Here is a 14141-nt window from a genome sequence, read left to right as displayed (position 1 = left end):
ACCATTGCTCTGTCAATACGGCGACCCGACATGGCTGTCCCGCCGCAACCGGGTTCCGCCCCTTCCGCTCTCCACGCACGGCACGGTTGTCGGTGGTATGCGTCAGAATTGAGTCAGGGCCAGCGCACGATTTATCGAGGGGCATGTATGTCCGGACTGATCGACACGACGGAGATGTACCTCCGCACCATCCTTGAGCTGGAAGAGGAAGGTGTGGTCCCGATGCGGGCCCGGATCGCGGAGCGGCTCGACCAGAGCGGGCCGACGGTCAGCCAGACCGTGGCCCGTATGGAGCGCGACGGACTGGTGCAGGTCGCGGGTGACCGGCATCTGGAGCTGACGGAAGAAGGGCGCCGGCTGGCGACGCGCGTCATGCGCAAGCACAGGCTCGCCGAGTGTCTCCTGGTCGATGTGATCGGCCTGGAGTGGGAGCAGGTGCACGCGGAGGCGTGCCGCTGGGAGCACGTGATGAGCGAGGCGGTGGAGCGGCGCGTGCTCGAACTGCTCCGCCACCCGACGGAATCGCCGTACGGCAACCCGATCCCGGGCCTGGAGGAGCTGGGCGAGAAGGCCGAGGCGGATCCGTTCCTGGATGTGGGGATGGTGAGTCTCGCCGAGCTGGACCCGGGCGCCGAGGGCAAGACGGTCGTGGTGCGGCGGATCGGCGAGCCCATCCAGACCGATGCGCAGCTGATGTACACGCTGCGGCGCGCGGGCGTACAGCCCGGGTCCGTGGTGAGCGTGACGGAGTCGCCCGGCGGGGTGCTGGTCGGAAGCAGTGGCGAGGCGGCGGAGCTTCAGTCCGAGGTGGCGTCGCACGTCTTCGTCGCCAAGCGCTGAGGCACCGGGTCCCGTAGTCGAAGGAGCGTCGTCCGCCCATGGGGGGCGGGCGGCGCTCCGGCGTGTGCGCCTCCGGGGTGGGTGCGCGGGTGTGCTGAGACGCCCGGACGGCGGAGTGACTCAGGGGAGCGTCGCGTGGCCGGACTGTATGCGCTTTCCGGCGGGAGGGGGCGACGGCTGGGCGTTCGCGTGCCAGTCTGTGGCAGAGGCATATGACCTGAGGTGCCGGCCGGGGGTGCGGCTCCGGGTCGGTCCGAGGCCGGGGAGGGAGCAGGGTGATGCGCCTGTGCGGGGGTGTGCACTGTGTGTCGCGTCTGCGGTACGGCGCGTATGTCCCGCCGCTGTCCGGGCCGGGAGAGCTGTGTGATCCATGTGATCCGCGGGCGTGTGACCGAGTGCGTGAGCGAGTGCGTGAGCGGGCGTGTGATCCGCGTGCTCCGCGCGAGCCCGGCGATCCGAGCCCGAGCCGGAGCGTTCTGCGAGGGGGCGGCTCCGGTGCCTTTCGGCACCGGAGCCTGTCCTCCCCTGCGCTGACCCGGAGCCCCGAGCTCCCAGGGTCATTCCCCTCGGACCGTCATCCCCGAGCGGCCCGCCTCCCGGAGAAGATCTCCCCCGGGCCGCGTCCGGCAATCCTGGGGTGTGGTCACTCGAACGAGCGGTGTTGCGGGCGGGAAACAGTTTTTCGAATGGGAGTTCGATAGTCTGGCGTGGCTGGACGCATCGGAACGGGGCCATGGCGGAATCCGACTCGACCACTCAGGACCGAAGGGGGTGCCGGGACGCATGGTGCGGCGCATCGATGTGACCGGAGCGGACGGTGTACGTCTCGCTGCCTGGGAGTTTGCCGACCCGCCCAAGCGGCGGGAGGAGACGGAGAGGGCTTCCGGCGTCTTACTGCTGCACGGCCTCATGGGCCGCGCCTCGCACTGGGCCGCCACGGCGCGCTGGCTCGCGGAGCGGCACCGCGCGATCGCGCTCGACCAGCGCGGACACGGCCGCAGCGACAAGCCGTCCGGCGGGCCGTTCACGCGCGAGGCGTACGTGGCCGACGCCGAGGCCGCGATCGAACAGCTCGGACTGGGTCCCGTCACGCTCATCGGTCACTCGATGGGCGCGCTCACCGCCTGGCAGCTCGCCGCCAAGCGGCCCGATCTGGTCCGGGCCCTGATCATCTGCGACATGCGGGCGTCGGCGCTGGGGGCGGCCTCCCAGCGGGAGTGGACGGACTGGTTCCGCGCCTGGCCGGTCCCGTTCGCCACGCTCGCCGACGTACGGAAGTGGTTCGGCGAGGACGACCCCTGGGTGGAGCGGCCCACGCCGGCGCGGGGCGAGTTCTTCGCCGAGGTGATGGCGGAGAGCGCGGACGGCTGGCGCCCGGTCTTCTCGCGCCGCCAGATGCTGACGTCCCGGGAGACCTGGGTCTATGACGCGCACTGGGAGGAGCTGGCGCACGTCCAGTGCCCCACCCTGGTGGTCCGCGGTCTGGACGGCGAGCTGGGCCGTGCGGAGGCCCAGGAGATGGTGCGGGTGCTGCCGCGCGGCCAGTACGCGGAGGTGACGGACGCGGGCCATCTCGCCCACTACGACCAGCCGGAAGCCTGGCGCGCGGCGATCGAACCGTTCCTGGACGGCGTGCTGACGCCCTGACGCGACGGGACCCGCACCGCCGACATGACGGGCCCCGGACACGTGGGCACCCGCTGACCGCGACGGGACCCGCGGACGCGACAGGACGCCCTGACGCTCCCGGGTGCCCTGACGTGGCTGGGCTGCCCTGACGCTCCGGGGTGCCCTGACGCGCCGGGCTGCCCTGACGTGACCGGGCTCCCCGCCTGCCGCGCCGTCAGCCCTTGCTGACCGCCGAGAGGATCTCCGGCAGGCGCGCCGCCGTCCGCGGAGCCGCCAGGCGCAGGCCGCCCGCCGCCGCCAGGGCGCCGTACACCGCACCGGCCGGGAGCAGCAGCCACGCCCATTCGTCCGCGCCGGACACATGGATCCAGATCGTCAGCGCGAGCACCGGCGCACACAACAGCGCGGCGCCGAGCATGCCGCCGAAGATCGAGATCCACGCGAGACCGGCCTGGCCGGGGGCGACGTTCTTGTAACCGCTGTCCTGCGGTATCGAGTACGGGAAGCGCGCCGAGGCGACCGCGCCCGTCGCCAGCATCGCGCCGAGCAGCGCGAAGGACAGCCCGAGCGCCTCGGGCAGCGCCCCCCAGTCACCCAGCAGCGCCGCCGTGGCCACGGTCACCAGCGCCGAGTACGGCAGGGTGATCACCAGCAGCGCCAGTGCCCGCGCGCGGAGTTCGAGATAGGCGTCCCGCGTCGAGGAGATCGTCAGCGCGACCATCCAGAAGGCCGAGGTGTCCTGGCCGAACTGGTTGTACATCTGGATGCCGAGCATGCCGGCCGCGAAGCACGCGAAGTAGATCGTGCCCCTGCCCTGGAGCGCGTTGAGCAGGGGCACGATCAGGCCGATGGCCAGCGAGGTCACCCAGGCCGCCTTGGTCTTCGGGTCGCGCCACACGTACCGCAGACTGCGCAGCATCACCGTGCCCGTACGCCCCTCGGGCAGCAGCCGCCCCGGCTGCCACACCGACTCCTTGCGTGCCGGTTCCGACGCCGCGAGCGTCGAGCCGTCCGGGGCGGTCATCAGCTTCACCAGCGACCGCTGCCACGCGTACAGCAGGGCCGCCAGCGCGGCCACCGTGAGCAGCAGCTGGGCCGCGGCCCGCCCGTACGCGCCCTCGCTCACCGACTCCACCGCGCCCATCGCGGACGCCGGCGGGAGCCACCGTACGATCCGCGCCGCCGGGTCGAGCGCGGAGAGCCCGCCCGCGTCACCGAGCCGCTGGACACCGAAGTTGACGACCTGGATGCCCACCGCGATCACCAGACCGCTCAGCACGGCCAGATCGCGTCCCTTGCGCGAGGTCAGCAGCCGGATATTGGCCGTCGCGACAGCGCGCGCCAGCGCCACGCACACGAGCAGGACCAGCGCCACCGCCAGGACCGAGACGGCCACGGCCGCCGCGCCGTGCGCCGTGGCCGCCGCCGAGCCCACCGCCAGGCAGAGCGTGAACAGCGGCCCGATCCCCACCAGCGAGGCCGCGAGCAGCGCCCCGACCAGCGCGCGCGGGCGCAGCGGCAGCATCACCAGCCGGGTCGGGTCGAGGGTCTCGTCGCCGCCGGGGAAGAAGAGCGGCATCACGGCCCAGCCCAGCGCCAGCAGGGCGGTCAGCAGCACGACCAGCATGCCCGCGTGGTCACTTCCGCGCAGCAGGAGCAGACCGAGCAGCTGCGCCGCCGCGAGGAGCAGCGCGAAGACCGCCGACGCGATGTACGCGACCGTACGGCCCGACGACTGCCGCAGCCCGTTGCGCAGCAGGGAGAGCTTCAGCCGTACGAAGACAGACGTGAGCGGGACGGACGAGGGCGAGCCGGACGGGGCCTGGGCTGACGAGGGCCGGCCTGACGAGGGCCGGGCGGGCGCCGACGGTACGGGCGCCGCCGGGGCGGTCCCCGGCGAAGGGGGCGTGGGCGGAGCGGAGGTTATCGGCGTGGGGTTGTTCTCGGCCATGTTCATCGCGCGCCGCCCAGCCAGTCCAGCGATTCCCCGGCGCCGTGGCCCTGGACGCCCACCAGTTCCAGGAAGGCGCTCTGGAGGGTGGGCGCGTCACCCCGTACCTCTTCGAGGGTGCCCTGCGCGCGGATACGGCCCGCCACCATCACGGCGACCCAGTCGCACAGCGACTCGACCAGTTCCATGACATGGCTGGAGAAGACGACGGTCGCGCCCGAGTCCGTATAGCGCTCCAGGACGCCGCGGATCGTCTGCGCGGAGACCGGGTCGACGCCCTCGAACGGCTCGTCCAGGAAGAGGACCTGGGGGTTGTGGAGCAGTGCTGCCGCGAGGCCGATCTTCTTTCGCATACCTGTCGAGTAGTCGACAACGAGTTTGTGCTGCGCGCCCGCCAGGTCCAGTACGTCGAGGAGCTGTGTGGCCCGCTTGTCGACCTCGGTGCCCGGCAGCCCCCGCAGCCGCCCGGTGTAGCCGAGGAGCTCCCGCCCGGAGAGCCGCTCGAAGAGCCGCAGCCCCTCCGGCAGGACCCCGATCCGCGCCTTGACCTCGACGGGGTCCTGCCAGACGTCGTGGCCGGCGACCCGTACCCGTCCCTGGTCGGGCCGGAGGAGCCCGGTGACCATGGACAGGGTCGTGGTCTTGCCCGCGCCGTTCGGGCCGACCAGGCCGATGAACTGGCCCGCGGGCAGTTCGAGATCGATGCCGGCGACGGCGATGTGTTCGCCGAAGCGCTTCCACAGCCCCTCGACCTGAACGGCGGGCTCGGCGCGGGGGGTGGTCTCCGCGCCGGTGGCCGGCGGTATCGGCCGCTTCCCGTCGGCCCCCTCGGCCCCGCTGGCCTCCTCGGCCCCGCTGGCCTCCTTGGCCCCACCGACCGCCTCGGCGCCGCCGGCCCCCTCCGCCGGTGTCCGATCCCGTGCCTGGTCCCGTGCCTGGTCCGGCATCGCGCACCGCCTTCCGTGCTTTCGCGTCTCGTACAGATGTCCCCGTATATATCTACGGGGACCACCTTATGTACGGGGCGCCGGACAGGACCTCGGCCGGACAGGACCTCCTCCGGACAGGCCCCATTAAGCGCGGCGGGCCCGCTCCTCGGCCGCCTCCCGCCCGCACGCGTAGGCGAGGGGGCTCATCAGCTCCTCGACATCCGGCAGCCAGCGGTTGGCCTGCGTGGGCCGGCGCGCCCACTGCACCGCGCCGCTGCCGCCGATCCGCGTCGGCGGGGCCGCCACGTAGTCCCCCTCGCCGCGTGTGACCAGGTCGATCGCGCCGGGGGTCCAGCCCAGCTTCCGTACGAGGTCGTCCACCTTGGCCGCGGCGCCCGGCAGTACGAAGAACAGCATCCGGCGGGCCGGGGTACGGGTCACCGGCCCGAGCGTCAGGTCCATCCGCTCCATCCTGGCCAGTGCGAGGAAGCCGGCCGACTCCGGTACGTCGAGCGCGTCGAAGGTGCGTCCCGTCGGCAGCAGGATGGACGCCCTGGGCTGTTTCGACCACAGTCTGCGCGCCGCGACCGCGCTGCCCGTCGCCTGCGCCGCCCAGTCGGGACCCGCCGCGTGCGCTCCCGGCGCCGGGCAGTCCGTCCGGTCGCACGAGCAGGTCTCCCGGCCGTCCGCCGCCTCCAGCCAGGTACCGGGGAACACGTCCCAGTGCCGCTCTTCCGCGTACCGCACCGCGCTGTCCAGCAGCAGGTCGCCCCGCTGTTGAGGGATGTGCGCGGCGTCCGTCACTCCGATGGTCTCTTCCACGAACAGCACAACTACCGCCGCCACCACGGGTTACGGGGTGCCCGTTGCCACGCCGGGGAACGCCCGCCCCGCATATGGGGCGCATGGATGCATGGGCGGGGGCGCGCGGGAAGGGGTGGAGCGGTAAGCGGGTAGCCACCCTCGGGGGTCCGACAACATATGGGCAACGCGGAAGGCATGCGGGCAAGCCTTGCCGTGTTTACCCAAGCTTTCTGAAATTCCTCGAATTTTTCCGTTATCACCGAACATGTGCATTCTCCGCATATGTGCCGGGCAGTGTTCAGTGAGCTGATCACTGCGGCCACAGGGGGTATCCATTGGCAGCCAGACCACTTGTCGCGCGCCAGCCGAACGAACGGCTCCAGGCGCTCATCCAGGAGGCGGGGTGTTCCAACGCCGGGCTCGCCCGGCGCGTCAACATGGTGGGCGCGGAGCGAGGGTTGGACCTGCGCTACGACAAGACCTCGGTGGCGCGCTGGTTACGCGGACAGCAGCCGCGTGGCCGGGCCCCGGGCGTCATCGCCGAGGCGCTGGGCCGGAAGCTGGGCCGTACGGTCACGATCGACGAGATCGGGATGGCGAACGGCAAGAATCTGGCCTCGGGTGTCGGTCTTCAGTTCTCGCCCACCGTCATGGGCGCGATCGAGCAGGCCTGTGAGCTGTGGCGCAGTGATGTGGGCCGCCGTGACTTCCTGTCCGGCTCGGCGGTGGCGTCCTCAGCGCTCGTCGAGCCCAGCAGGGACTGGCTGATCACCGGTGCGGACCCGGCCGTCGCGCGCAACACCGGCGCACGGGTGGGGGATTCGGATGTCGAGGCGGTACGAGCCATGACCGCGGCCCTCATCGACCTGGACCACCGTTTCGGCAGCGGCCATGTCCGTCCCGTCGTCGTCCACTATCTGAACAGCGTGGTGTCGGGCCTGCTCTCCGGTTCGTACCGGGAGGCGGTCGGCCGGCGGCTCTTCGCGGCGGTCTCCCGACTGACCGAGCTGGCCGGCTATATGGCGATCGACACCGGTCAACCGGGGCTCGCCCAGCGCTACTACATCCAGGCGCTGCGGCTGGCCCAGGCGTCCGGGGACCGCGGGTACGGCGGCTATGTGCTGGCCGCGTCGATGAGTCATCTGGCGGCGCAGCTCGGGAATCCGCGCGAGATCGCGCAGTTGGCGCGCGCGGCGCAGGAGGGAGCGCGCGGGCAGGTGGCGCCGAGGGCGCAGGCCATGTTCCACGCGGCCGAGGCCCGGGGCCACGCGCTGATGGGCGACGCCCGTACCTGTGAGGCGGCCGTCGGCCGGGCGGTCACCGCGCTGGAGCAGTCGGGCGACGCCTCGGGCGACGACCCGGACTGGATCGCGCATTTCGATCAGGCCTACCTCGCCGACGAGTTGGCGCACTGCTACCGCGATCTGGGCCGGCCGGAGGAGGCGGCCCGGCACGCCGAGGTCTCGCTGGCGGGCCATCCCGAGACCCGGGCCAGACGGCGCGCGATCGGGCTCGTCCTGCTCGCCACGTCCCAGGTCCAGCAGCGGGAGGTCGAGGAGGCGTGCCGGACGGGCACGCGCGCGGTGGAGCTGCTGGGCGCGCTGCGCTCCAGCCGGGGCGCGGAGTATCTCGACGATCTCCAGCAGCGGATGGAGCCGTACGCGAACGAACCCGCGGTGCGGGAGTTCACGGCGCGGCTGGAGATCCAGGCGGCGTGACGGCGCCCACTCCCGCGCTCCCAGGTCCTGTCCGGTCGGTCCTCGTGCCCCACGAGCACCGACCGGACAGGACCTGGCGGAGCCCTGCGCGTGAGGCGGGCCGTGGAAGTGCTGTGTGGACGCCGTGGGGGTGGCGTGAGGGTGATCAAGTCCAGGACGGGGTGGGCGAATTCGGACCCGTTATCAGCGTCGTGAGGGGGCGAGTTGTTACTGGACCGACGCGCGTGGCAGCGGTCGCGATTCACCCGGTAGCGTGAACCGACGATTCGGTAGGTCCACACGTTCCACACGTAGGAGTCCCGGTGACGCACAGCGGACAAGGGGATGAGCCGCAGCACCCCGCCGCGCGCCCCGCGCACGAAGGCGTGGTGCTGCCCAGCGACGGCAGCGGGCCCTGGATTCCCGGCACGGCCGCGGACCAGGACCGGGCGGTGCCGGCCGGCGGGCAGCCGTGGGGGCAGCCCTGGGGCCCGCAGGACGGCCACCAGGAGCAGCAGCCCGGGTACGGCGGCGCGCCGTCGGCCCCGGAGGGGCAGGGCGTACCGCAGTCGTACGAACAGACCTACGGGCAGACCTACGGCCAGACCTACGGGCAGGCGTACGCGCCGCAGCAGGGCGGCCAGTCGTACGGCGCTCCGCTCCCGCCCGCCCAGGGGCAGCCGGTCCCGGGGCAGCAGCCGGTCCCGGGGCAGCCGGCCGAGGGGCAGCCGTACGCGCCGTACCAGCAGTATCCGCAGGGGCAGCAGCTTCCGCCGGCGCAGTCGCAGCCCTTGCCGCAGCCGCTGCCTCCGGCACAGCCCCACGCGCAGCCTCTGCCGCTGCCCGCGGAGGCGCCCGCGCCGGGAAGCGCGGACGCGACGCAGTATCTGCCGCCGGTGCCCGCGATGGGGGACTCGGACGCCACGCAGTTCATCGCCCCGGTCGCTCCGGTCTCGCCGGGCCCCGGCATGCTGCCGCCGGAGAGCTCCGCGGAGGCCACGCAGTACCTGCCGTCCACCGCGCCCCCTCCGCAGGGCCCGGACTCGGACGCCACGCAGTTCATCGCGCCCGTCTCCGCCCAGGGCGCCCCGGCCGCGCCCTCCGGAGCCCCGTACGGCATCCGGCCCGGCGCCCCGGGCGACCGCCAGCCGCCCGCGGAGTTCGACAACCTCTTCCGTACGGACGGGCCGGGCGGGGGACAGGGCGCGGAGTCGACGCAGCAGATGCCCCCGTTCGGCGCGGGCCGGGGTCCGCAGCCGCCGCAGCAGCCCCAGCAGCAGCGCGCGCCGTACGGTCAGCAGCCCGCCGCCTACCAGCAGCCGGCCGCCGCGTACCAGCAGCCGTCGGCACGGCAGGACCCGGCGGGCGGCGGCCGTGGCACGGGGCGCCGCAAGTCGTCCCGGGCGCCGGTGATCGCGGCCGTGGTCGTCGGCTGCGCCGTTCTCGGCCTGGGCGCGGGCGCGCTGATGAGCGACGGCGGCGATTCGCCCAAGGACGACAGCAAGACGGTGGGGTCGGCGAGTTCGCCCAGCACCGAACCCTCCACCCAGGCCGCCGCCCCGGACCCGGTGAAGCAACAGGCCGAGGCGCTCGACAAGCTCCTCGCGGACAGCAACGACAGCCGCTCGACGGTCATCAGCGCGGTCGAGGACATCAAGTCCTGCGACAACCTGGACCAGGCGGCCACCGACCTCCACGGGGCGGCCGAGCAGCGCCGGGGCCTGGTGACCCAGCTGGAGGCCCTGACCCTCGACAAACTGCCGAACCACGCCGCCCTGACGTCCGCCCTCACCGACGCCTGGCAGGCCTCCGCCTCGGCGGACGACCACTACGCGCAGTGGGCCAAGCAGACCAAGGGCAAGAAGGGCTGCAAGGACGGCCGCGCCCGCACGACCTCGCAGGCGGCCAAGGCGAACCAGGCGAGCGGTGAGGCCACGGCGGCGAAGCAGAAGGCGTCGGGCCTCTGGAACAGCATCGCCAAGAAATACGACCTGACGGAACGCGCCCCGACCCAGCTGTAGCCCACGCGGCCCACGGGCCCCACGCCCCCGAGACGGGGTGCGGGGCCCGTGGCGCGGGGCCGGTGGGCCGGGGCCGCGCGATCTACGGCGCGCCGTCGGCCACATCGGAAGGCGGCCGGTCGCGCGGTACATACGCGGTTGAGCAGGCGGGGCGCGGGGACCGGTCGTCCCGCGTGATCGGATCTCCGTGCCACAGCAGAGTCACTCCGTGCTCGTGGCAGTAGGCGCCGGTCTCGTCCTCGTACGGGAAGTCGTGCCCGCCCGTGACGCATCTGGTCACCGCGTCGGCTCCGCTCCGGCCGTGTCCGGGGCGTAGTGCTCCAGGAGCCACTGACAGTCGAGCGCGAGCAGCCGTACGTGAACGTGTGCCGTCAGAACTCCGGAGCCGAGTCCTCGCGCGGCGTGGCGCTGGATGCTGTCCAGGCGGGCGGTCAGCCGGTACCAGTCGGTGCCGCCACGCCACAGCCGGCCGGCCTCGGCGCGGGCGGTGGGGAGCAACTCGGCGATGTGGTCGCGAAGCACCGAGGCCAGTTCGGACAGCTCGTCGCGACTGCGCGTTCCGGAGCTGACCTGCCGGGCCCGGTCGATGCTGCTCTGCCATCGGGCGGCCCTGTCGTCTCCCGGCGGGGTGATCACCTCTTCAGGAGTGCTACGTGGCAATGGGGTTGTGCCGGTCCCGGCCATGGTCGTGGCTCCTCGTCCTCATCGGTCGCTCGATCCGTGCGATCAGAGTGGCCGTGCCTGACACACGGAGCGAGGACTCCAGGAGGACTTCACAGCGGCTTGAAAAGGACCTTGTTGACCCCTTTCGGGTGATGGGGTGAACGTGAAGCGGGCCTGATGCGACACTGCAAGTCCCCATGCGTCCCGCCCTGGAGGTAGAGCATGTCCCGTCCCTCAGGCAATATCAGGCTCAAGTCCGCCCGGGTGGCGGCCGGCTACACCTCACAGCAGGCACTGGCCGACGCGTTGACGGAGTCGGCCAAGGGGCTCGGGATCCGTGGCCTGTCGGTCGGCGTTCGGCAGGTTCGCCGATGGGAGTCGGCGAATCCGCCCTGGCCGCAGCCGGACTGCCAGCGCGTACTGACGCACCTGCTGGGACAACCGATGGAATCCCTGGGATTCACGCCGCCCTGGGACGCCGTCGGCGCGAGCCCGGACCGCGTGCGCCGGAATCTGATCACGGCCACCGTGGCCGCCGTCGGCCTCGCCGCCGTACCGACGCAGACGGCTTCGGCTGTCCAACCCGCCAGCGTGGCAGCCGATTTCACGGCGGTGACGCGTTCGCACCGACGCCTCTACTGGTCGGTGGCGCCTGCCACGCTGCACCCGTCCGCGGCGGCGCACGCTTCCCTGGGATGCGCGTTGCTTCCCGAGACCGCCGGGCAGACGCGGAAGCTGGTGGCCGCCGCGCTGGCGGAGACATGGATGCTGGTCGGCCGTATCGAGTTCTTCGACCTGCGTGATCCGGACCGGGCGAGCGACACGCTGTTGCGGGCGTTGCAGGCGGCGGGCGAGGCAGATGATTCGTTGCTCGGGTCCGCGATCCTCGCGCACACCGCGTTCATCCCCGGGTGGGAGGGCCGGCGCGACGATGCCATGGAGCGCATGGTGGCGGCACGCACCTACGCGCGGCGGGGGCCGGCGTCAGCGGAGTTCGAGGCGTGGCTGGACGCGGTCGAGGCCGAGTGCGAGACGCGCTGCGGAAACAGCAGGACCGCGCTGAACCTGATCGGACGTGCCGAGGACACCATCGCCGCGGGGTCGGGTCATCCCCATCCGGATTGGATGGACTGGTTCGGCCCGGTACGCCTCGCGGCGTTCAAGGGCAACACGCAACTCAAGGCGGGGCACTTGCCGCAGGCCCGTACCACCCTGCTCACCGTGCTGGACGAGCTGTCGCCCGAGGAGGACAAGCAGTCGACGGTCGTCCTCGGCGATCTGGCCGCCGTGGAGGCGGCGGCGGGGAATCCGGCGGAATCCTGTCAGTACGCGATCCGTGCCCTCGACCAGCTGGCCGTGACGTGGTACGCGACCGGAATGGACCGGGTGCGCGAGGTGCGCAAGTCGCTTGCGCCGTGGCAGCACGAACCCTCTGTCCGGGAGCTCGATGACCGGCTGTACGGCTGGGCGACGACGGTCAGCGCTCTTGCGCGTTGAGCTCGGCGATCTGCTCGGGGAGCTCGCTGAGGCTGTCGATCCGCATGGTCGGCAGCCTCTTCGCCGCCTCGGTGGCCCATTGGATGGTGGCCCACGGGCCGCGTCGGATCAGCGCGGTGCGCATGCCCGCCGCGAGAGCGGGGCGGATGTCGTTGTCGAGGCGATCGCCGACGTAGAGGATCTCGTCGTTCGCGAACGGCACGGCGTCGCCGACACGAACGAAGAACTCCGGGTCGGGTTTGCTCGCGCCCCAGTCGTCGGAGGTGCCGATCAGGTCTACGTCTCCCGTGAACAGCTCACGGAGGATGCCACCGGCCCGTACGGTCTGGTTGCCCGCGATGCCGAGCCACTGTCCGCTCGCGCGTAGCCGGGCCAGGGCCGGGCGGACGTCGGGGTACAGGTCGGTCTCGTCGAAGTGCTCCGGCTGACCCGCTCGCGCGCGGGCCTCACGCTGCTCGTACAGCTCGAACCCGGGCCTGAACTCCTGGAAGACATCCCGGTAGTCCCGGCCCTGGGCGATGACGGCGCCGAACACGGCGGCGAAGGTGTGACGGGGAACCCCGAGCCAGTCGGCCCATGTGCCGTACTCCCGGGTCTCGTCGACCAGACACTCACCGACATCGAAGACCACCGCGCGAATCATGGCCGTGAGTGTATTGCCACCCCGTGGCAGGAGGCCCACGCACCGGCCGGGAGCCGTCAGTGCGTGCCGCTCAGGGTCTGGCCGACGTTCGCGAAGCCCTTTCTCTCCGCCACCAGCCTTCCGTCGCGGACCACTTGGAACGTCACGTTCCCGTTCACGATCCGGGGGAAGCCCGGCGTGCCCAGCATGTCCTCGTAGCGCCAGCGCAGCGGTGGGGTCAGGCCGCCCGTGTCGACGCGTACGCCGCGGTCCAGGCTGTCCGCGATCTTGCCGGAGGTGATCACATCGCTGTTGACCGACTCGATGACCGCCTTGAGGGCGGTGTACGCGATCCAGGTGGTCTGGGCGCCCGGGTCGGTCGGGTCGATGTCGTTGTCGCCGAAGGCGTACTTGTCGATCACGTCGCGCATCGGCTTCCACGCCGGGTCGCTCGCCACCGGGTACCAGCCGGTGAGGTACGCGTCCTCGAAGGGGCCGTCCTTGCCGCCCGTGCGGTTGATCAGCGGCTGGCCGACGCTGCCGAGGACCGACGAGACGCGGATGTCGCGGCCGTCCTCGGGGAGGCGGCGGTAGGAGTCGAAGAAGGTCTCCGTGCGGTCGCCGAGCACCGCGGTGACACAGCCGCCGTCCCCGGCGCCCTCGCGGGCGAGGGTGGACGCCTTGGTGTAGTCGGTGGCGTCCTCCGCCGCGCGGATGTCGGTGGCCGGGCCGCGGTTGCCCTTGGCCAGGCCGGAGTTGAGCAGCTCGGGCTGGTCGTCGCCGGTGATCGTGTCGGGCCGTACCAGCGCGGTCTTCTCGCAGTTGCGGGCCAGTTGGAGGCCGTTGCCCGCGAGGAGCGTGGCCTGGCCGCCGTTGACGGGGTAGGAGAGGAAGCTGGTGAACTCCTCCTCCGTGACGCCGTATCCGCCGAGGTACGGGATCGACGCGGCCTCCAGCGGTGCCATGAACTCGCGGCCGTGCTGGCTGTACGAGCCGACGACCGCGACGGCCTTCTCCTTCACCGCCCGGCGCGCGCACTCGGCGGCGCCCGCCGTGTCGTTGCGTTCGTTGCAGGTCAGGACGCGCAGCTCGTGGCCGTCGATACCGCCCGACGCGTTGACCCAGCGGGCGTACGCCTTGGCCATGGCAGGCATACCGGGCAGGTTGGTGGCGTTGGTGCCGACCGGCGCCCAGGTCATGACCGTGACGGGCTCCCTGGAGCCCCCCGAGCCGCCAGGGAGAACGCCGCAGCCGGTCAGAAGGGAAAGAAGCGAAGCCCCGGCCGCCGTCATACAGAGAGCGCGGACCGCACTGGACTGGAAGGGGCGGGGGGAGGTGGGGCGTCGCCAACCGGTCATAGTCCTGCACACTCGCGCCTTTCGAGTAACACCCGAGTGAGCGGGGACCAACGTTCGGTGTCCTGGAGGTGAATTGCGGGGGCCCGGCCGGACGCCCCCGGGCGGAACGTAAAGTCGTGGACTGTGCAGC

At 72.0% G+C, this 14141-nt stretch carries 12 protein-coding genes; 5 read left to right on the top strand and 7 right to left on the bottom strand.

All coding sequences use genetic code 11. The features are described 5' to 3' along the window. Positions 1–147 precede the first annotated feature (147 nt). Entirely contained in the window at positions 148–840 is a 693-nt protein-coding gene (locus ACIOGX_RS19765) for a metal-dependent transcriptional regulator (protein WP_030351277.1), read from the top strand. A 783-nt stretch (positions 841–1623) separates the two neighbouring features. Then, the gene (locus ACIOGX_RS19760) at positions 1624–2487 is read left to right on the top strand and encodes an alpha/beta hydrolase (RefSeq protein WP_356515113.1); all 864 of its coding nucleotides are present in this window, start codon (positions 1624–1626) and stop codon (positions 2485–2487) included. Positions 2488–2683: 196 nt separating this feature from the next. Here the strand turns inward: ACIOGX_RS19760 and ACIOGX_RS19755 are convergent, their stop codons facing one another. The 3 genes from ACIOGX_RS19755 to ACIOGX_RS19745 all read right to left on the bottom strand — a co-directional run bounded on the left by ACIOGX_RS19755 (position 2684) and on the right by ACIOGX_RS19745 (position 6180). Next, the gene (locus ACIOGX_RS19755) at positions 2684–4420 is read right to left on the bottom strand and encodes a transporter (RefSeq protein ID WP_401914756.1); all 1737 of its coding nucleotides are present in this window, start codon (positions 4418–4420) and stop codon (positions 2684–2686) included. Positions 4421–4422: 2 nt separating this feature from the next. Then, complete coding sequence (locus tag ACIOGX_RS19750; RefSeq protein WP_401914753.1) at positions 4423–5367, bottom strand: ABC transporter ATP-binding protein; 945 nt, start codon at positions 5365–5367, stop codon at positions 4423–4425. Positions 5368–5493: 126 nt separating this feature from the next. Then, complete coding sequence (locus tag ACIOGX_RS19745; protein ID WP_356515201.1) at positions 5494–6180, bottom strand: bifunctional DNA primase/polymerase; 687 nt, start codon at positions 6178–6180, stop codon at positions 5494–5496. Between the two features lie 308 nt (positions 6181–6488). On the opposite strand from ACIOGX_RS19745, the gene ACIOGX_RS19740 reads away from it, so the two are divergent. Both ACIOGX_RS19740 and ACIOGX_RS19735 read left to right on the top strand, forming a co-directional pair. Next, complete coding sequence (locus ACIOGX_RS19740) at positions 6489–7871, top strand: transcriptional regulator (protein ID WP_356515119.1); 1383 nt, start codon at positions 6489–6491, stop codon at positions 7869–7871. Positions 7872–8173: 302 nt separating this feature from the next. Next, complete coding sequence (locus ACIOGX_RS19735) at positions 8174–9871, top strand: hypothetical protein (RefSeq protein WP_401914750.1); 1698 nt, start codon at positions 8174–8176, stop codon at positions 9869–9871. An 82-nt stretch (positions 9872–9953) separates the two neighbouring features. On the opposite strand, the gene ACIOGX_RS19730 is transcribed toward ACIOGX_RS19735, so the two are convergent. Both ACIOGX_RS19730 and ACIOGX_RS19725 read right to left on the bottom strand, forming a co-directional pair. Continuing rightward, positions 9954–10151: a hypothetical protein gene (locus ACIOGX_RS19730; RefSeq protein ID WP_356515123.1), complete on the bottom strand. Its 198-nt coding sequence runs from the start codon at positions 10149–10151 to the stop codon at positions 9954–9956. Then, positions 10148–10507 (bottom strand): DUF6415 family natural product biosynthesis protein, encoded by a 360-nt coding sequence (locus ACIOGX_RS19725; protein ID WP_356515125.1) that lies wholly within the window; start codon positions 10505–10507, stop codon positions 10148–10150. The genes ACIOGX_RS19730 and ACIOGX_RS19725 overlap by 4 nt, the downstream gene beginning before the upstream one ends. Positions 10508–10756: 249 nt before the next feature. Between ACIOGX_RS19725 and ACIOGX_RS19720 the strand changes: the two genes are divergently transcribed. Beyond that, positions 10757–12031, top strand: coding sequence for a transcriptional regulator (locus tag ACIOGX_RS19720; RefSeq protein WP_356515127.1), 1275 nt, complete (start codon positions 10757–10759; stop codon positions 12029–12031). Here the strand turns inward: ACIOGX_RS19720 and ACIOGX_RS19715 are convergent. Together ACIOGX_RS19715 and ACIOGX_RS19710 are read right to left on the bottom strand one after the other, a co-directional pair. Beyond that, positions 12012–12674: an HAD family hydrolase gene (locus ACIOGX_RS19715; RefSeq protein WP_401914745.1), complete on the bottom strand. Its 663-nt coding sequence runs from the start codon at positions 12672–12674 to the stop codon at positions 12012–12014. The two genes, ACIOGX_RS19720 and ACIOGX_RS19715, sit on opposite strands and share 20 nt — an antisense overlap. A gap of 56 nt (positions 12675–12730) precedes the next feature. Then, positions 12731–14011 carry an ABC transporter substrate-binding protein gene (locus tag ACIOGX_RS19710; RefSeq protein WP_129768965.1) on the bottom strand — a complete coding sequence of 427 codons (1281 nt, stop codon included), beginning with the start codon at positions 14009–14011 and terminating at the stop codon, positions 12731–12733. Positions 14012–14141: the final 130 nt, after the last annotated feature.

The organism is Streptomyces sp. NPDC088147 (assembly GCF_044741565.1).
Lineage (GTDB): Bacteria > Actinomycetota > Actinomycetes > Streptomycetales > Streptomycetaceae > Streptomyces.
This window is presented reverse-complemented; position numbering and strand designations above follow the sequence as displayed.

Excerpts from the sequence above, each read along its gene's own strand:
- ACIOGX_RS19710 (WP_129768965.1), bottom strand. The coding sequence starts at position 14,011 with ATGACCGGTTGGCGACGCCCCACCTCCCCCCGCCCCTTCCAGTCCAGT.
- ACIOGX_RS19750 (WP_401914753.1), bottom strand. The coding sequence starts at position 5,367 with ATGCCGGACCAGGCACGGGACCAGGCACGGGATCGGACACCGGCGGAG.
- ACIOGX_RS19765 (WP_030351277.1), top strand. The coding sequence starts at position 148 with ATGTCCGGACTGATCGACACGACGGAGATGTACCTCCGCACCATCCTT.
- ACIOGX_RS19760 (WP_356515113.1), top strand. The coding sequence starts at position 1,624 with ATGGTGCGGCGCATCGATGTGACCGGAGCGGACGGTGTACGTCTCGCT.
- ACIOGX_RS19720 (WP_356515127.1), top strand. The coding sequence starts at position 10,757 with ATGTCCCGTCCCTCAGGCAATATCAGGCTCAAGTCCGCCCGGGTGGCG.
- ACIOGX_RS19715 (WP_401914745.1), bottom strand. The coding sequence starts at position 12,674 with ATGATTCGCGCGGTGGTCTTCGATGTCGGTGAGTGTCTGGTCGACGAG.
- ACIOGX_RS19755 (WP_401914756.1), bottom strand. The coding sequence starts at position 4,420 with ATGGCCGAGAACAACCCCACGCCGATAACCTCCGCTCCGCCCACGCCC.